This window comes from Streptomyces oryzae (assembly GCF_017676365.1).
Taxonomy (GTDB): Bacteria; Actinomycetota; Actinomycetes; order Streptomycetales; family Streptomycetaceae; genus Streptomyces; species Streptomyces oryzae.
The window spans coordinates 1-17,860 of sequence record NZ_JADKMA010000164.1 but is presented as its reverse complement, the minus strand read 5'-3'; the positions used below and the strand labels follow the sequence as shown (position 1 = coordinate 17,860).

Here is a 17,860-nt window from a genome sequence, read left to right as displayed (position 1 = left end):
TTCCTGATGGGCCCCACCCACCCCATCGAGCCCGAGTGGGCCAAGGGCTCGATCGCCGCCGTGACCTCCAGCCTGGAGTCCTTCGGCATGACCATCGTCGAGGCCATGCGCTGCGGTCTGCCCGTCGTCGCCACGGACTGCCCGCACGGGCCGGCCGAGATAGTCCGCCCGGGCGTCGACGGCAGGCTCGTCCCCATGGGCGACGCGGACGCCGTGGCCGGAGCGCTGCTCGGGCTCATCAACGACGACGAACTGCGCCACCGCATGGGCCGCGCTGCGCTCGCCGACTCCGCCCGCTTCGACCCGGCCCACATCGGGGCCCGCTACGAGTCGATACTGCGCGACCTGGTCGGCAAGGGCAGCCGCGGACTGCACCGCACCCGCGCCTCGCTGCTGAGCGGCGCGTACGCGGTCAAGGACGCACTCGCCAATACCGGGCCCGGTGTGCTTCAGGGAGGACGCACAGCATGAGCAGCAGCACCACCGAGACCGTCACCACCGAGACCCTCGTTCCCAAGCCCGCCCGGGAGGCCGCGAGCGTCCCCCTCCGGGCCCTCTCCACCGCCGGGGACGAGAAGCAGCGCCGAGCCGCCGAAAACCCCGGAGAACCCGTGCCCCCGAAGCCCGCGCAGCGCGGCCCGGCAGCCGACTGCACCGCCGACAGCGCCGGGGGCCTCACCTTCGACCTGCGGCTCCCGGCAGCCGAAGCACAGGGCGAGGACGCGGGGTTGCTGCTGCGCCGCCGCCCCGGCCCCTCCGGCGAGACGGAGGAAGTGCGGCTGCCGCTGACCCCCGTACAGGAGGCCGAGCCCGGCACGCTGCGTGCCGCACTGCCCAGCACCGTGCGGCTGACGGAGGGCCGCTGGAACGTCTTCCTCGTCCTGCCCGGCTGCCCGCCGCGAAGACTGGCGCCAGGCGTCAACGACCTGCGCTCACTGGTCGACCGCGTCCCGCACGAGTCCCTCGGCTGGCTGGGCGTCCGCATCCCGTACGCCACCAAGCACGGCAACCTCAGCGTCCGCGCCTGGATGCGCTGGCCGCACGCCGAGGCGGGCGCGCTGCGGGTGAGCGACGGCGGACTGACGCTGCACGGGCGGCTGTACGGCGCCCAGGTCGCGGAGACCGCGCGGCTGGAGGCGTGGCCCCGGCGCGGCGACGACGCGCCGGTGGTGATGGAGGCCGCCGCCGAGGGCGCCGGCCGGCGGGAGTTCGACGCCGTACTGCCGTACCCGCCGCTGGCCGGAAACCGGCTGTGGGACCTGTGGCTGCGCCCGGCAGAGGGGGCGGAGGCGGTGCGCGTCGCGCGCATCCTGGACGATGTCCCGGACAAGAAGCGGATCTTCACCTACCCCGCCCAGGCCGTCGATCCGGACCCCTCGGCCGGTCGACCCGCCGTCACCGCGAAGCCGTACTACACCCTCAACAACGACCTGGCCATCCGCGTGGACCGCACCCACTAGGGCCCACCCGGCAAGGTCTGCGGAGGACGTGGCGCCCCGAAGGGGCGCGGGGAAGCCACCAGCACGTTCGGCCTGCCCTCGCGGACAGCACCTGTCCGCGAACAGTGGAAGACTCCAGCTCATGCTGGAGACCTCGGCACGCCTGCTACGGCTGCTCTCACTGCTGCAGACCCACCGTGACTGGTCGGGCAACGACCTCGCCCAGCGGCTCGGCGTCAGCCCCCGCACCGTGCGCCGGGACGTCGACCGGCTGCGCGAACTGGGCTATCCGGTCCACTCCACGAGCGGCACGGCAGGCGGCTACCAACTCGGCGCCGGGGCCCAGCTGCCGCCGCTGCTGCTGGACGACGAGGAGGCGGTCGCCGTCGCCGTGGGGCTGCGCGGCGCGGCGGATGGCGGTGTCGAGGGCATCAGCGAGGCCTCGGCCCGCGCCCTGGTGAAGCTTGAACAGGTCCTTCCGCACCGGCTGCGCCGCCGGGTGGGCGCGCTCAGCGAATTCACCGTGCCGATCGTGTCCGCCCACCGCGGGCCCGCCGTCGAAGCGGACACCCTGGCCGAGCTCGCCCACGCCTGCCGCGACCATGAACGGCTGCGCTTCCAGTACGAGAAACTGGGCGGCACCCTCTCCCGTCGCACAGTGGAGCCGCACCGGCTGGTGACCACCCACCGCCGCTGGTACCTGGTCGGCTGGGACGTGGACCGGGCCGACTGGCGTACTTTCCGGGCCGACCGCCTCACGCTCACCCCGCCGCACGGCCCGCGCTTCGAGCCGCGTACGCCACCTGCCGAGGACCTGGCCGCCTGGGTGTCCGAGGGGGTGTCCACCCGCGTCTATCCTGCTCGGGCCACGGTGTTGCTGCACGCGCCGATGGAGAAGGCGGCCGAGCGGATATCGGTGTCGGCCGGAACGCTGGAGCCCGTGGACGAGCACAGCTGTCTGCTGCGCACCGGCGCCGCCTCGCTGGAGGGGCTGCTGGTCCATGTGCTCATGCTCGGCTTCGACTTCGAGGTCCGTGAGCCGGCGGAGCTCAGGGAGCGCCTCGGCCTGCTGCGGGACCGGCTGTCCCGCTCGCTGGCCCCGGCACCGGGGGACGGGGGGCAGGAGGGGCGGTAATGCGGCCTTCGGCGGAACTCTTCCCCCAGTTTTAAGCTGCCCTTCCCGCGCAGTTCCGGAATTCATAAGACTGCCGTCAACACCGTTGATTGCAGCGCCGGAAGCGGAATGCGGAATTCTTCGAATTGGGTGCCGGGCGGGTGCAGGAAGCCACGTACGAGTGAAGTGGGCAACGGCAGTGCGTGCACCGAGCGTTGTGACGCAAGCGTGACGCCACCGCAGCGAGGACAGGACTTCCGGCTGTTGTGGCCGCCCGCAGTACGGTGGGCCCATGGCACCGGAATCCGCAGTACCACAACCTCCCGAGGACGACCCGGACAGCTACCTGGGCCTCGCGGCACAGGAGGCCGAACGGCGCGCCCGGGAGCGCGGCTGGACCAGTGTGCGTCAACTGGAGCCGGACGCGATCATCACCATGGAGTACGTCAAGGGACGGCTGAACCTGGCGGTCAAGGAAGGACAAGTGGTGCGCTGCTGGCCCGGCTGACGCCCGCCACGCCGCTGTCCGGGAGCACCGTCAGTAACGCGAGGAGGCCGGGGTGCGCGCCTCGTCGGCCGTACGCGGCAGCGCCGCGCGCGTCCCGCCTCCCGAGTCCTGCGCCGGCACCCGCGCCCCGACCAGCGGCTGCCGCGCGGGCACCGGCTGTGCGGCGGGCGGGTTGGCCGGAGCGGGCCGGGGCGCCGGCGATGAGCTTGCCGTGCTGAACCGTTCACGCAACGCGAAGATGAATGCCTCGACCCGCGCGATCGCCGGCTCGCACCACGGGAGCCCCAGCAGGATCAGCAGCCCGGCGGCCCAGCCGAGGAGTACGTCGCTCACCCAGTGCGTACCGAGATAGACGGTGGTCGCGCCCACGCCGAGCGCGAAGACGGCGGCGACGACCGACAGCCAGCGGCGGGCCAGCGGAGTAGTGGCCAGATAAGCGAGGATGCCCCAGGTCACCACGGCGTTGGCGGTGTGCCCCGAAGGGAATATATCGCCGCCTGCCCACAGTTCGGCCGAGCCGATCTCGGTGGCGTAGTGCGGGCCCAGGCGGCCCAGACCGATCTTCACGGCGCCGACCGAGGCGTTGAGCGTCAGCAGCGCGAACCCCAGCGCCAGCAGCGGCCGCAGCGTGCGCTGCCGCCAGGAGCGCCAGCCGAGCCAGGCCGCGACCAGCACCGCCGTGGGTCCTCGCTGGCCCAGCACCACGAAAGCGTCCAGGAAACCGTGGATGCCCGGCCACTGCTTGTACGGCCTGAAGAGCATGACCTGCCAGTCGAGCTGCACCAGCCATGTCGTGCCCAGCACGGCGACCACGATCGCCAGGTAGAAGGCGACCGTGGCGCTGAACAGACCCAGCCGGACAGGGCTCATCCGCGGGAAGGGCCCGCGGGGGCGATGAGGCTCCTGCTCCAGCCGGGAGAAGATTCGGTCGGTACGCACCTAATCGAGATTACCGGGCGTGAAGAGCGGCTCCGGCGATGACGGCCCCTTCGTGATGGCGATGTGATGTGCAAAAGCGCCCCGCCCAGGCTTAGGTTCTGTTTATCTCCCATGATTCCGGGGCCGATTGATTGCCCGTACGGGACCCGGAAGCGACTTCGGTCACAGGCGGGTTGACCGGAATTCTCTTCATTCCCCCGCCGGGCGACCGGTTTTCCCCGCGTACGCGCACACGCCGCGGTGCCGCCGCCTCACGGCGGGCCCGTGCCGTTCAGCCACCAGGCGCCGTAACAGGCCGAAGCCGCCGCCAGCGTGCACAGCGCCGCCGTCGCGCGTGCCGTGGTCCAGCGCGCCAGTCCGGCCGCCGCGGGGAGCAGCAGCGGGAAGGCGGGCAGCAGCAGCCGCGGTTTGGAGCCGAAGTACCCCTTGGCGCACAGGGCGAGGAGCACCACGACGCCCGCGTACACCAGCAGCGTCACCGGCTGCCGCTGCCGTACGCACAGCGCATACAGCCAGATCACCAGCGCGACGCCGGTGAGCAGTCCCAGGCCGCCGACGACGGTGCCGGTCAGGTTCTCCCAGATGAAGCCGGCGAACGCCCAGCCGCCGTCGAAGCCGTTGCCCCACTGGCTCTGGATGTCCAGATATCCAGTGACACTTCCGGTCCGGAAACCCACCCACACGACGTACCCGAGCCAGCCCGCCGGTGCCAGCAGCAGCCCCAGCGCCATCCGGCTGCCGGGCCCCCGCCGCTCGCGCCGCAGTTCCAGCAGCGCCGCGATCCACACGGCCGCGACCACCGCGGCCCCCACAGGCCGGGTCAGCCCGGCCAGCGCCGCCAGCGTCCCGGCCCACACCCAGCGGCCGCTCAGCACGGACCACAGCGCCCACGCGGCCAGCGCGGTGAACAGCGACTCGCTGTAGGCCATCGACTGCACCACACCGACCGGCACCGCCGCCCACAGCACAGCAAGACACACCCCAGCGCGGTGCCCGTGCAGCCGCGCGCCGGTCAGATACAGCGCCCAGGCCGCCGCCAGCGAGGAGAGCCAGCTCACCACCATCCCGGCGTCGCCCGCGGTCAGCGGCGAGAGCTCGGCCAGCCCTCGCTCCAGCGCCGGCAGCAGCGGGAAGAACGCCAGGTCCGAGTGGACCCCGCCGTCCGGCAGCCGCACCCGGTAGCCGTACCAGCCCTCGGCGACCCGGACGTACCACAGGGCGTCCCAGCGGGCCGTGAGCAGCTTGTGCGCGCTCCCGCCGCGCGCCGTGCTCCAGACCGCCAGCACCAGCAGGCCCAGCGCGCGTACGCCGGCGTACGCGAGCAGCGCGGCAGCGGGCCGGCGCCATGCCCGCGTGCGCGCCCCCGTGCGGACTTGTGCGGTGGCGGTGCCGGCCGGTGGCCGGCCGGGGTCGGCGAGGTCAGTCATTCGGACGATTATTGGCCACCGGCCCGGCGCTCAGGACAGCGGGACGGAAACCGGGGAGCTGCGGCCGCGAACAGGAAATCACTGGAAATTCGCGGTCATGGACGGCCCCGTCTCGGGCAGATGCACCGGCGACGATCCACCCGTTGAATGGGGGAGCGCTGGACGCGCGCGCCGGTTCGCGTACGCTGACCGGCACTCGCCCCTCTCCATCGGGGCCGGACGTCGACGCCGATCGGGCCGTGCGCGGACAGGTCGCCGCGACCCGGGCAGCCGTCCCCACCCCCACGGTCCGCCCCGCGGGTGCGAGAGCAACAGGAGGTGCGTACATGTCCGGGACGACCACGGCCATATCGCGGCAGGCGGCGGACGTCCCCGAAAGCGGAGCGGGAACGCGGCAGCCGGGCGCCGGTGTGAACCGGTGGACCGTGCTCGTCGTGCTGTGCACGAGCCTGCTCCTGGTGGCTGTCGACGCCACCGTGCTGCACGTCGCCGTGCCGGCTGTCTCGGAGGACCTGCGGCCCGGCTCCATCGAGCTGCTGTGGATCGTGGACACCTATCCGCTGGTGTGCGCCTCGCTGCTGATCCTCTTCGGCACGCTCGGCGACCGGATCGGCACCCGCAGAGTGCTGCTGTTCGGCTACGCGCTGTTCGCCGCGGCCTCCGCCGTCGCCGCGTACGCGCCCACCCCCGCTGTGCTGATCGCCGCGCGGGGGCTGCTCGGGGTCGGCGGCGCCATGATCATGCCGGCGACGCTCTCGATACTCCGGCAGGTCTTCCCCGACCGCCGCGAGCGCGCGCTGGCCGTCGGTATCTGGAGCGCCGTCGCCGCGGTCGGCGCGGCCGTCGGACCGCTGGTGGGCGGGGCGCTGCTGGAGCACTTCTGGTGGGGCTCGGTCTTCCTGATCAACATCCCGCTGATGGCGGCCAGCCTCCCGGTGGGGCGGTGGCTGCTGCCGGAGTCCGCCAAGGGCAGCGACGGCCCCTGGGACGTACTGGGCGCCATGATGGCCGCCTTCGGCCTCTTCGGGGTGATACTCGGCGTCAAACAGGCCGGCGGGGGCGAGCTGCTCACCCCGCTGTGCTGGCTGCCGCTGCTGGCCGGTGCCGTACTGATCACCCTGTTCGTCCGGCGCCAGCACCGGCGCCCCCACCCGCTGATCGACTTCGGCACCCTCACCCGCGCCGCCTTCGGCACCTCCGTCGGCTGCATCGTGCTGACCGTGCTGGCGCTGGTCGGGCTCGCGCTGATCGCCGCTCAGTACCTCCAGCTCGTCCTCGGGCTCTCCCCGCTGCAGACCGGGCTGCGGCTGCTGCCGCTGTCGGTTGCGGCCATCGCCGCCGGGCTGCTCGGCTCGCGGATGCTGGCGCTGCTGGGCCCGCGGGTCATGGTCGCGCTCGGCTTCGTGGTCACGGCTGTCGCCGTGCTGTCACTGACCGGCGTCGGCCAGCACGACCGGCCGGGCCTGCTGATCGGGGGCTTCGTACTGCTGGGCTTCGGGCTGGAGACGACGCTGTTCGGCTGCTACGAGTCCATGCTGAGCGAGGCCCCGCCAGGACAGTCCGGCGGGGCGGCAGCCGTCGGTGAGACCGCGTACCAGCTCGGCGCCGGCATCGGCATCGCCCTGCTGGGCAGCGTGATGAACGCCGCATACGGCCCGGGCGTACGCGCCGCCGCCGAGCGCCTGCACCTGCCCGGCGACACCGGCGCGGACGCCAGCCACTCGCTGGGGGAGGCGTACGAGGTCGCCGGGCACCTGGGCGGCGCCCCGGGGGAGGCGCTGCGGTCCGCTGCCCGCTCCTCGTTCGTCACGGGGCTGCATGTGACGCTGCTGGTCAGCGCCGCTCTGCTGCTGTTCGGCGCACTGGCGGCGCTGCGGCTGCCCCGCAGGATGGACAGCAGCTGTGCCGAGACGCAGGAGCAGCGCTCCGGGCGCCCCTTGTCGCAGGGCGTTACCCAGCCGTAGCGTCTGCCGGGTATCCGTGATCGTCACGCCGAGATCAGCCACCTGGCGAAAGGTGCCGCCCATGAGCTCGCTGCCCGCGTTCGACGCGCATGACCCGCTGGGGATCGACGACCTGCTCGGCGACGAGGACCGCGCCGTACGCGACACCGTGCGCTCCTGGGCGTCGGACCGCGTCCTGCCGCACGTCGCCGACTGGTACGAGCGCGGCGAACTGCCCGGCATCCGCGACCTCGCCCGCGAACTGGGCTCCATCGGCGCCCTCGGGATGTCGCTGACCGGCTACGGCTGTGCGAGCGCCAGTGCGGTGCAGTACGGCCTGGCCTGTCTGGAGCTGGAGGCCGCCGACTCCGGGATCCGCTCGCTGGTCTCCGTCCAGGGCTCGCTGGCGATGTACGCCATCCACCGGTTCGGCAGCGAGGAGCAGAAGCAGCGCTGGCTGCCGCCGATGGCCGCCGGCGAGGTGATCGGCTGCTTCGGGCTGACCGAGCCCGACCACGGCTCCGACCCGGGCGGTATGCGCACCTACGCCAAGCGCGACGGCACGGACTGGGTGCTCACAGGGCGCAAGATGTGGATCACCAACGGCTCGGTGGCCGGGGTCGCGGTGGTCTGGGCCCGCACCGACGAGGGTGTGCGCGGTTTCGTCGTCCCGGCCGACTCCCCGGGCTTCTCGGCGCCCGAGATCAAGCACAAGTGGTCGCTGCGCGCCTCGGTCACCAGCGAGCTCGTACTCGACGAGGTGCGGCTGCCCGCGGATGCCGTACTGCCCGAAGCGCGCGGGCTGCGCGGCCCGTTGAGCTGTCTGAGCCACGCCAGATACGGCATCGTGTGGGGCTCGATGGGCGCCGCGCGCACCTGCTTCGAGGCGGCGCTGTCCTACGCCACGGAGCGGGAGCAGTTCGGCAGGCCGCTGGCCGGCTTCCAGCTCACCCAGGCGAAGCTGGCCGACATGGCGGTCGAACTGCACAAGGGGGTGCTGCTCGCCCACCACTTGGGACGGCGGATGGACGCGGGGCGGCTGCGACCGGAGCAGATCAGCTTCGGCAAGCTCAACAACACGCGGGAGGCCATCGAGATCTGCCGCACCGCACGGACCGTGCTGGGGGCGAACGGGATTTCGCTGGAATACCCCGTGATGCGGCACAGCACGAATCTGGAGTCCGTGCTGACGTACGAAGGGACCGTGGAGATGCACCAGTTGGTGCTCGGTAAGGCGCTGACCGGGATCGACGCCTTCCGGGGCTAGCGGGTTTCCCCGGCCCCGGAGGGGCTGCCTGCCACCGGGCAGCCCCTCCGGAATCAGCTCTGGTTGAAGAAGCCGCCGGGGTCGCGGCGGTCCTCGTTGGTGACGATGCTGTAGTCGGGCGGCGTCAGCAGGAAGACGCGGTTGGCGACCCGCTCGATGGACCCGCGCAGACCGAAGGTCAGCCCCGCCGCGAAGTCGACGACCCGCTTGGCGTCGGCGGGCTCCATGGCGGTGAGGTTCACGATCACCGGAACCCCTTCCCGGAACAGCTCACCGATACCGCGGGCGTCGCGGAAGCAGTCCGGGCTGACCGTCGCGATCTTGGTGCCCTGGTCCTGTGCCGTCTCGGCCGTGACGCGGACTCTGGGGTCGGTGACCCACGGCTCGCGTGCGGCGTCCCCGGGCTCCGGACCGTCGGCGGGGCCGTCCGAACCGTCGGCATAGTCGTAGTACCGCATCTCGCTGTCGTCGACGAGGCCCAGCCAGGCACTCGCCTTGCGCACCGATCCCATGGACGCCTCCTCTCCTCTGCGCGGTGTCCCACCGTTGTCAGCGCTCCGCCGCGGGTCCGCTACCCCTATGGTCGTCCATGATGCTGATGATGCGCCAAGCGGTTACCCGTCCAGCACGGCATTCGTGACGGTTCTGGTGCACAACGGGTGGTGCTCGATCAGGTCTGTTGTGTCCGGCGGCTGGTGACAGGGCGCAGGATGCCGCGCTTTGTCCCATTCCGGGCCGGACCCGGGTGGTCGCCGGTGACATCCGAGTGAGCGACCCTCCCGTCGTGCTCCCAGGTTGACCCAGGGGGTCGGCCAGGGACTGGCCAGACCCGTCTCCTCCCCGCTCCGCCCGACACCAAACGGCGTTGGTGCGACGTGAACTGGACCCAAAGAGTCCGAAAGACGCCCTTGCGGGTCCGGAAAACCACTGCGAATACTCCATGGAGCGTTTGTCAGGAGCACGCTTGGTTTTCCCTGAACGGGAGGAAAAGTGAGGACCAAACGCACAAAAGCCATCACCAGCATGGCACGTCGGAGACGCAGCCGGCTGATCGCCGTCGCGTCGGGCATGGCAGCGGCAGGCGCGCTCATCGCACCGGCCACGGCCTCCGCACAGGCTCCGTCCCCCCACACCTACACCGCGTCCCAGCTCAGCTCGGCAAGTGACGCCGTGCGCGCCGCCGATGTCGCGGGCACGGCGTGGCACGTCGACAAGAAGAGCAACAAGCTCGTCGTCTCGGCCGACAGCCGCGTCTCGCGGGCCGACATCGCGCGGATCAAGCGCGCCGCCGGCCAGAACGCGGGCGCGATGAAGATCGAGCACGTCAAGGGTACGTTCAAGAAGTACATCTCGGGCGGCGACGCCATCTACTCGGGTTCCTACCGCTGCTCGCTGGGCTTCAACGTCCGCAGCGGCAGCACCTACTACTTCCTGACCGCCGGGCACTGCACCGACGGCGGCGGCAACTGGTACACCAACTCCAGCCACTCCACCCTCATCGGCCCCACCGCCGGGTCCAGCTTCCCCGGCAACGACTACGGGATCGTGCGCTACAGCAACACGTCGATCTCCCACCCCGGCACCGTCGGCAGCCAGGACATCACCAGCGCCGGCACGCCCTCCGTCGGCCAGACGGTGACCCGGCGGGGCAGCACCACCGGTACCCACAGCGGTCAGGTGACCGGGCTCAACGCCACGGTCAACTACGGCGGCGGCGACATCGTCTACGGCCTCATCCAGACCACCGTGTGCGCCGAGCCCGGCGACAGCGGCGGCCCCCTCTACCGGGGCACCACCGCGTACGGTCTGACCTCCGGCGGCAGCGGCAACTGCAGCAGTGGTGGTACGACGTTCTTCCAGCCGGTGACAGAGGCGCTCAGCGCGTATGGGGTGAGCGTGTACTGAGGGGTTGCTCTCTCCCTTCCTTTTGCTGAGAAGGGGGTGCCCCTGTCAGGGTTCCGCAGACTCCGGGTGTCTTTTGGTTGATCGCGCAGTTCCCCCGCGCCCCTGATGGGGCGCGGGGAACTGTGTTTTTGTGTGCGGGTGTGTGCCTCGAATCGGGGCCGGAACACGGCCGTTGGGGGATGAATACCGGACAGGTCCACTCCTTACGTCGCGAACATGCGGCGTCGCTGGGCGTGTTCGTTCCGGCGGACGTCCCAGACGGAAAGGGACGTTCGGCACCTTGACAAGCAGACCGAACTTCCGGTCGGCTGACGCGAACTGAGCCTTGTGCGGGGGTCGGTGGGTCGCAATACTCGGCGCACAAGTTGGCATGGACGCGACTTCCTCTTGGGTAAGAGGCCCGTGTCCGTACATCCTCCGGGACCGCTCATACCTCGGGCGGGCCCAACCCCCCACTGGAGGTATCACCTTGTCCAACCACCGACGCGTACAGAAACGGCGGATGCTGGTGGCCGGCGCCGGCGTCGCGGCCCTCGCGGCCGGCGCACTCACGGTCAGCACCGCCAACGCCGCCCCCGAAGCCCCCACGGCCAAGACCCTCTCGGCCACTTCGGCCGCCGAGCTCGCCTCGAAGCTCACCTCCGACCTCAAGAGTGACGCGGGCTCCTACTACGACGCCAAGGCCAAGCAGCTGGTCGTCAACGTCACCGACGACGCGGCCAAGGAGAAGGTCGAGGCGGCCGGCGCCAAGGCCAGGGTCGTCGAGCACACGCTCGCCCAGCTCACCTCGGTCAAGGACACCCTCACCAAGAACGACGTCACGGGCACGGCGCGCGCTGTGGACGTGAAGGCCAACAAGGTCGTCGTCACCGCCGACAGCACGGTCAAGGGCGCCAAGCTGGAGAAGCTGAAGAAGCAGCTCGAGGCCCAGGGCGCCAAGGCGGAACTCAAGCGCACCAACGGCAAGTTCACCACCAAGATCGCCGGTGGCGACGCCATCTGGGGCGACGGCGGACGCTGCTCGCTCGGCTTCAACGTCACCACCAAGGACGGCAAGCCCGGCTTCCTGACCGCCGGTCACTGCACGACCGCGATCGCCTCCTGGTCCGACAAGGAGGGCGGCGAGGCGATCGCCGAGAGCGGCGACGGCAAGTTCCCCGGCAACGACTACGGGATCGCCACCTACACCGGCGACACCGACCACCCGAGCGAGGTCAACCTCTACGACGGCGGCACGCAGGCCATCTCCGGTGCCGGCGAGGCCGAGGTCGGCCAGAAGGTCACCCGCAGCGGCAGCACCACCCAGGTGCACGACGGCACGGTCAAGGCCCTGGACGCCTCCGTCTCCTACCCGGAGGGCACCGTCAACGGCCTGATCCAGACCGACGTGTGCGCCGAGCCAGGCGACAGCGGCGGCTCGCTCTTCGCGGGCGACAAAGCGCTGGGTCTGACCTCCGGCGGCAGCGGTGACTGCTCCTCCGGCGGCGAGACCTACTTCCAGCCGGTGCCCGCCGCACTCGACGCGCTCGGCGCCAAGATCGGCTGACCCCACCTGCCGACCCCCCACCGGCCGACCGCAACACCCGGCCACCACGCGGGATCCTGGTGAGCCCCTTACGCGGAGGGGCTCGAACCCCCCACAGCGGAACCCCCCGGACGACGTCCGGGGGGTTCCGTGGTGCGGTGCGGCGCTTTCCGCCGATCGCGGGCTGTCAGCGAGTGCGGAGTGTCGGCGAGCGCGGGGTGTCAGCCCAGCTCGGCCGCGACCAGTTCGGCGATCTGCACGGCGTTGAGCGCGGCACCCTTGCGGAGGTTGTCGTTGGACAGGAAGAGCGACAGGCCGTGCTCCACCGTCTCGTCGGCCCGGATCCGGCCCACATAGCTGGCGTCCTTGCCCGCGGCCTGGAGCGGGGTCGGGATCGGCGACAGCTCCACACCCGGCGCCTCGGCCAGCAGCTCGGCGGCGCGCTCGGGGCTGAGCGGGCGCGCGAAGCGGGCGTTGACCTGGAGCGAGTGGCCGGTGAAGACGGGGACACGCACACAGGTGCCGGAGACCTTCAGCCCGGGGATGTCCAGGATCTTGCGGCTCTCGTTGCGGAGCTTGTGCTCCTCGTCCGTCTCGGCCAGGCCGTCGTCGACGATCGAGCCGGCCAGCGGCAGCACGTTGAAGGCGATGGGCCGCTTGAACTTGTCCGGCTCGGGGAAGTCCACCGCCTCGCCGTCGAAGGTCAGCCGCGCGGCGTCGTTCTCCACCGCCTTGCGGGCCTGGCTCTCCAGCTCGGCGACGCCCGCCAGGCCGCTGCCGGAGACCGCCTGGTAGGTGGCGACGACCAGCGCGGTCAGCTCCGCCTCCTCGTGCAGCGGGCGCAGCACCGGCATCGCGGCCATGGTGGTGCAGTTCGGGTTGGCGATGATGCCCTTGGGGCGGCGCCTGGCCGCCTCCGGGTTCACCTCGGAGACGACCAGCGGCACCTCGGGGTCCAGCCGCCAGGCCGAGGAGTTGTCGATGACGACCGGGCCCTGCGCCGCGACCTTCTCGGCGATCGCCTTCGAGGTGGCGCCGCCCGCGGAGAACAGGACGATGTCCAGCCCGGTGTAGTCGGCGGCGGCCGCGTCCTCGACGGTGACCTCGCCGTCCTTCCAGGGCAGTGTCCGGCCCGCGGAGCGCGCGGAGGCGAACAGGCGCAGCTCGTCGACCGGGAAATTGCGCTCGGCCAGAATCTCGCGCATCACTGTGCCGACCTGACCGGTGGCTCCGACAATCCCGACCTTCATGGGGCTCCTTCTGCCTTTCGCTGGGCGCACGGCTTGTGAGGCTTGTGCCTTTCGCCGCGCTGGTGTCGTGCGTGCCCCTACCCTGCACGGTCCGGGGTACGGGGTGCCAGCACTTTGATTTCGGTCACAGCCCGGCACCGCAGAGAGGGCTGTGTACCGAGGGCTGCGGACCGAGGGCTATGCGCGGGGGGTGTGCAGCCCCGCGGTCAGCCCCCGCAGACAGCGTACGGCGAGTGCGGCGGGACCCCGCTCCGGATCGTCCGGCTCCGCATCGGTGCCCGCCCAGGTCTCCATCGCGATCCGCATGGCGGCGTTGGCCGCGGCCGCCGTCAGCCGCAGCTCCAGGGGCTCCGTGCCCTCGCGCGCGAGCCGGGTCAGTACGGGCACCAGCGCCTCCTCCGTCTCCGCGTGCACCCGCAGCCATACCGAGCGCAGCGCCGGATCGCCGGGCACCGCACGCAGCAGCCCGCGGGTGCTCTCCAGCGCCTCGGTCTGCAGCTCCGCGTACGGCCCGTCCGGGGTGAGCGCCGCCCGGACGGCGTGTTCCAGGGCCTGTGTCAGGGACAGCTCGGCGGGTGCGGCCGCGAGATCGGCCAGCCACTGGCGCACTCCGCCGGTCAGCAGGGGGGTGACCGCCTCCTCCTTGGTGCGGAAGTAGCGGTAGAAGGTGCGCAGCGAGACGCCTGCCGCCTGCGCGATGCCCTCCGCGGTGACGCCCGCCGCGCCGTGCTCGGAGAACAGCTCGGCGGCGTGCCGCGCGATCTCCCGCTCGGTCTCCGCCTTGCGGCGCTCGGTGAGAGAGGGGCGCTGGTGCCGGGGGAGGGAGGGACCGGTCATGGGCGGAAGCGTATGCCAAAGGGCGCGGAGTCTTCATGCGAGTGCCTTTATGGCACATCGTGCCACCTGGGCGTACCGTGGCAGAAAGGTCAGCACTCAGAAGTCAGCACTCAGAAGGAGAGGCACGTCATGAACCGCTTCACCGGCCGCAAGGTCCTGGTCACCGGCGCGGGCTCCGGCATCGGGCAGGCCACCGCGCTGCGGATACTCGCGGAGGGCGGCAGTGTCGTCGCGGCGGACATCGCCGAGGCCGGGCTGGAGAAGACCCGGGCGCTGGCCGCCGAGGGCGGGACGGACGGGCGGCTCGGCCTGACCGCTGTCGACATCGCCGACGAGGACTCCGTACGGGAGCGGGTGGGCGCCGCCATCGAGCGGCTCGGCGGGCTGGACGTGCTGGTCAACGCCGCCGGCATCCTCGATTCGCGGCACACCGGCAGCATGAGCCTGGAGTTCTGGAACCGGATCATTGGCGTCAATCTCACCGGCACGTTCCTGGTGACCAGGCAGGCGCTGCCGGCCTTGCTGGCCACCGGGCGCGGGGTCGTGGTCAATTTCAGCTCGACCTCGGCGAGTTTCGCGCACCCCTATATGGCTGCGTACGCGGCGACCAAGGGAGGCATTCAGTCGTTCACGCATGCCATCGCGGCCGAGTACAGCAAGCGGGGGCTGCGGGCCGTCTGTGTGGCGCCTGGCTCGATCGACTCCGGGATGACCCGTGACCCGGGGCTGCCGGAGGACGCGGACTTCGGGCTGTTCACGAAGTTGTCGCCCGCGCTGGGGGAGGGCTTCGCCGGGCCGGAGACCGTTGCCGGGGCCATTGCGATGCTGGCCTCCGACGACGGGGCCTTCATCACGGGCACCGAGCTTCGCATCGACGGCGGCACCCACATGTGAGCCGCACGTGCGAGGCCCGCATGTGAGCCCGCAGGCGAGACCCGCATGTGAGACCTCGTTCGAATACAAGTTCGACCGCCTGGTTTATTGTGGTGGCTCGGGATGAAGAGAGGGGGCGCAGAGGTGGAGGTGTCGGACGATGCGGAGGTTTACCCACCTGCACGTGGCCTCCGGCTTCTCCATGCGCTACGGCGCCTCCCATCCCGAAGCCCTCGCCGAGCGGGCCGCCGAGCGGGGAATGGAGGCGGTCGCCCTCACCGACCGGGACACGGTCGCGGGAGCCGTCCGCTTCACGAAGGCGTGCACCAGGGCCGGGGTGCGCCCGGTGTACGGGGTCGAGCTCGCCGTCGAACAGCCGGCGGACCGGCACGGCGCACAGGCCGGCGGGCGGCGGCGTACGCCGGTCAGGGGCGGCAGCTTTGTCGATGAGTCGGCCCAGCGCGTCGTCTTCCTCGCCCGGGACGGCGTATCCGGCTGGGCCGAACTGTGCCGGATGATCACCGCGGCGCACGCCGGGCTGCAGGGCGGCCGGGGCAAGCCCCTGCTCCCCTGGGCGGCGCTGCGCGGCGAAGCCGTGACCGTGCTGCTGGGCGCCGACTCCGACGTCGGCCGCGCCCTCGCCGCCGGGCGTCCCGACCGGGCCGCGGCCCTTCTCGCCGGGTGGCGGGAGATCTACGGCGACGCGCTCCGGCTGGCCGTCACCGGGTCGGGCCCGCTGCGGGAGGCGGCCAGGGCGCTGGGGCTTGCGGCACAGGAGGGCGTGAAGCCCGTACTGACCAACGCCGTGCGCTACGCCGATCCGGCTGCCCCGGCGGCCGAGGTGAACGTCGCCGACGTACTGGACGCCGCGCGCCGCCTCGTCCCCGTCGACCCGCGCAAGGGCCTCGACAGCGGTGAGCGCTGGCTGAAGGGGCCGGACGAGATGGCCGGCGCTGCGGAGCGGATCGTGGAGGCCGCCGGGTACCGGCACAGCGCAGCGCGGCGCCTGCTCGCCCTCACCGAGGAGACCGCGGAGGACTGCCGGGTCGACCCGGAGGAGGACCTGGGGCTGGGCCGGGTGCACTTCCCCGAGCCGCACCTGGCCGGGACCGGCGGCCGTACGGCGGCGCGTGCCCTGCGCTCGCGCTGTGCGGCGGCGATGGTCACCCGCCGCTACGACAGGGACCCCGACCGCTGGCGGCGGCTGGACGAAGAGCTGGCCGTCATCGAGGGGCTCGGCTACTCCTCGTACTTCCTGACCGTCGCGCGCATCGTCGAGGACGCGCGGGAGCTGGGTATCCGGGTCACCGCGCGCGGGTCGGGCGCCGGGTCGTTCGTCAATCATCTGCTGGGCATCGCCCATGCCGATCCCGTCGAGCACGGGCTGCTGATGGAGCGGTTCCTCTCGCCGCGCCGGGCGGAGCTGCCGGACATCGACATCGATGTGGAGTCGGCCCGGCGGCTTGAGGTGTACCGCGCCATCTTCGAACGCTTCGGCGAGGAGCGGGTGGCCACCGTCGCCATGCCCGAGACCTACCGGGTACGCCACGCCATCCGCGACGTGGGTGCGGCGCTGGCGCTGGACCCGGCCGAGACCGACCGGCTCGCCAAGGCGTTCCCTCATATCAGGGCGCGGGACGCGCGCGCCGCACTGGCCGAGCTGCCGGAGCTGGAGCAGCTGCGCCAGGAGGTACGGCAGGAGGCGGCGCCCGGCGGGTACGGGGAGCGGTTCTGGGAGCTGGTCGAGGCGCTGGACGGACTGCCGCGCGGGGTGGCCATGCACCCGTGCGGGGTGCTGCTCTCGGACTCGTCGCTGCGCGCCCGTACGCCCGTCGTGCCCACCAGCGGCGAAGGGTTCGCGATGGCGCAGTTCGACAAGGACGACGTGGAGGATCTCGGGCTGCTCAAGCTGGATGTGCTCGGCGTCAGGCTCCAGTCGGCCATGGCGCACGCGGTCGCCGAGGTGGAGCGGGCGGCGGGGGAGCGGATCGAGCTGGACGCGATCCCGGAGGGCGACCGGGCCACCTATGAGCTGATCCGCACCTCCGAGACGCTGGGCTGCTTCCAGATCGAGTCGCCGGGGCAGCGGGAGCTGATCGGGCGGCTCCAGCCGGAGACCTTCCACGATCTGGTGGTCGACATCTCCCTCTTCCGTCCTGGCCCGGTCGGCGCCGACATGGTGCACCCCTTCATCGAGGCCCGGCACGGGCGGCGCCGGATCCGCCACCCGCACCCTGCCCTGGAGGAGCCGCTGGCCGAGACGTACGGGGTGGCGATCTTCCACGAACAGGTGATCCGCATCCTCTCCGGGCTGACCGGCTGCGACCGGGGCCGGGCCGACGAGGTGCGGCGGGTGCTCAAGGACGACGAGCAGCGGCCGGCCGCGAAGCTCTGGTTCGAACGCGCGGCGGCACGGCGGGGGTTCACGGCCGGGGTGATCGCACACGCCTGGGAGGTCGTGGAGTCCTTCGGCTCGTACGGCTTCTGCAAGGCGCACGCCGTGGCGTTCGCCGTACCGACCTACCAGTCGGCATGGCTCAAGGCGCATCGGCCCGCCGCTTTCTACGCCGGGCTGCTGGAGCACGACCCGGGCATGTATCCCAAGCGGCTGCTGCTGGCGGACGCGCGGCGGCGCGGGGTTCCGGTGCTGCCGCTGGATGTGAACCGGTCCTCGGTCTCCTATCGGATCGAACTGGAGTCCGATTCCGGGGTATGGGGGCTGCGGCTCGCGCTCGCCGAGGTGCAGGGCATCAGCGAGGCCGACGCCGCCCGTATCGAGGCCGGACAGCCCTATGACTCGCTCAGCGACTTCTGGCGGCGGGCCCGCCCCTCC

15 protein-coding genes are annotated in these 17,860 nt (G+C 71.7%); 10 read left to right on the top strand and 5 right to left on the bottom strand.

From position 1 onward, the window contains the following. The 4 genes from ITI46_RS25930 to ITI46_RS25915 all read left to right on the top strand — a co-directional run. On the top strand, positions 1 to 471 hold a 471-nt coding region (locus ITI46_RS25930), incomplete at its 5' end, for a glycosyltransferase (RefSeq protein ID WP_209242319.1). Then, a complete protein-coding gene (locus ITI46_RS25925; protein ID WP_247746601.1) occupies positions 468 to 1,460 on the top strand; it encodes a hypothetical protein in 993 nt (330 codons plus the stop codon). The genes ITI46_RS25930 and ITI46_RS25925, both read left to right, overlap by 4 nt. 121 nt (positions 1,461 to 1,581) lie before the next feature. Then, positions 1,582 to 2,574: a helix-turn-helix transcriptional regulator gene (locus ITI46_RS25920; RefSeq protein ID WP_209242318.1), complete on the top strand. Its 993-nt coding sequence runs from the start codon at positions 1,582 to 1,584 to the stop codon at positions 2,572 to 2,574. A 271-nt stretch (positions 2,575 to 2,845) separates the two neighbouring features. Continuing rightward, positions 2,846 to 3,061 carry an I78 family peptidase inhibitor gene (locus ITI46_RS25915; RefSeq protein WP_209242317.1) on the top strand — a complete coding sequence of 72 codons (216 nt, stop codon included), beginning with the start codon at positions 2,846 to 2,848 and terminating at the stop codon, positions 3,059 to 3,061. Between the two features lie 30 nt (positions 3,062 to 3,091). Here ITI46_RS25915 and ITI46_RS25910 read toward each other — a convergent pair whose 3' ends face one another. Then, a complete protein-coding gene (locus tag ITI46_RS25910) occupies positions 3,092 to 4,000 on the bottom strand; it encodes a phosphatase PAP2 family protein (protein ID WP_307808325.1) in 909 nt (302 codons plus the stop codon). A gap of 251 nt (positions 4,001 to 4,251) precedes the next feature. Further along, a complete protein-coding gene (locus ITI46_RS25905) occupies positions 4,252 to 5,427 on the bottom strand; it encodes a glycosyltransferase family 39 protein (RefSeq protein WP_209242316.1) in 1,176 nt (391 codons plus the stop codon). Positions 5,428 to 5,753: 326 nt separating this feature from the next. Here ITI46_RS25905 and ITI46_RS25900 point away from each other — a divergent pair, with 326 nt between their 5' ends. Together ITI46_RS25900 and ITI46_RS25895 are read left to right on the top strand one after the other, a co-directional pair. Next, positions 5,754 to 7,391, top strand: a complete 1,638-nt coding sequence (locus ITI46_RS25900) for an MFS transporter (RefSeq protein WP_209242315.1) — start codon at positions 5,754 to 5,756, stop codon at positions 7,389 to 7,391. Between the two features lie 61 nt (positions 7,392 to 7,452). Beyond that, positions 7,453 to 8,637 (top strand): acyl-CoA dehydrogenase family protein, encoded by a 1,185-nt coding sequence (locus tag ITI46_RS25895; RefSeq protein ID WP_209242314.1) that lies wholly within the window; start codon positions 7,453 to 7,455, stop codon positions 8,635 to 8,637. A 53-nt stretch (positions 8,638 to 8,690) separates the two neighbouring features. On the opposite strand, the gene ITI46_RS25890 is transcribed toward ITI46_RS25895, so the two are convergent. Beyond that, the gene (locus ITI46_RS25890; RefSeq protein WP_209242313.1) at positions 8,691 to 9,149 is read right to left on the bottom strand and encodes a cell division protein SepF; all 459 of its coding nucleotides are present in this window, start codon (positions 9,147 to 9,149) and stop codon (positions 8,691 to 8,693) included. 478 nt (positions 9,150 to 9,627) lie between these two features. On the opposite strand from ITI46_RS25890, the gene ITI46_RS25885 reads away from it, so the two are divergent. Beyond that, positions 9,628 to 10,542 (top strand): S1 family peptidase, encoded by a 915-nt coding sequence (locus tag ITI46_RS25885; protein WP_209242312.1) that lies wholly within the window; start codon positions 9,628 to 9,630, stop codon positions 10,540 to 10,542. 502 nt (positions 10,543 to 11,044) lie between these two features. After that, on the top strand, positions 11,045 to 12,088 hold the full coding sequence (locus ITI46_RS25880; protein WP_247746602.1) for a S1 family peptidase: 1,044 nt from the start codon (positions 11,045 to 11,047) through the stop codon (positions 12,086 to 12,088). A 200-nt stretch (positions 12,089 to 12,288) separates the two neighbouring features. On the opposite strand, the gene ITI46_RS25875 is transcribed toward ITI46_RS25880, so the two are convergent. Both ITI46_RS25875 and ITI46_RS25870 read right to left on the bottom strand, forming a co-directional pair. Continuing rightward, complete coding sequence (locus tag ITI46_RS25875) at positions 12,289 to 13,317, bottom strand: aspartate-semialdehyde dehydrogenase (RefSeq protein WP_209242310.1); 1,029 nt, start codon at positions 13,315 to 13,317, stop codon at positions 12,289 to 12,291. Between the two features lie 177 nt (positions 13,318 to 13,494). Next, entirely contained in the window at positions 13,495 to 14,154 is a 660-nt protein-coding gene (locus tag ITI46_RS25870; protein WP_209242309.1) for a TetR/AcrR family transcriptional regulator, read from the bottom strand. A gap of 129 nt (positions 14,155 to 14,283) precedes the next feature. Here ITI46_RS25870 and ITI46_RS25865 point away from each other — a divergent pair, with 129 nt between their 5' ends. After that, positions 14,284 to 15,048 (top strand): SDR family NAD(P)-dependent oxidoreductase, encoded by a 765-nt coding sequence (locus tag ITI46_RS25865; RefSeq protein WP_209242308.1) that lies wholly within the window; start codon positions 14,284 to 14,286, stop codon positions 15,046 to 15,048. Between the two features lie 139 nt (positions 15,049 to 15,187). Then, positions 15,188 to 17,860, top strand: a 2,673-nt coding sequence (gene dnaE / locus ITI46_RS25860) for a DNA polymerase III subunit alpha (protein WP_209242307.1), incomplete at its 3' end; no start/stop codon positions are given.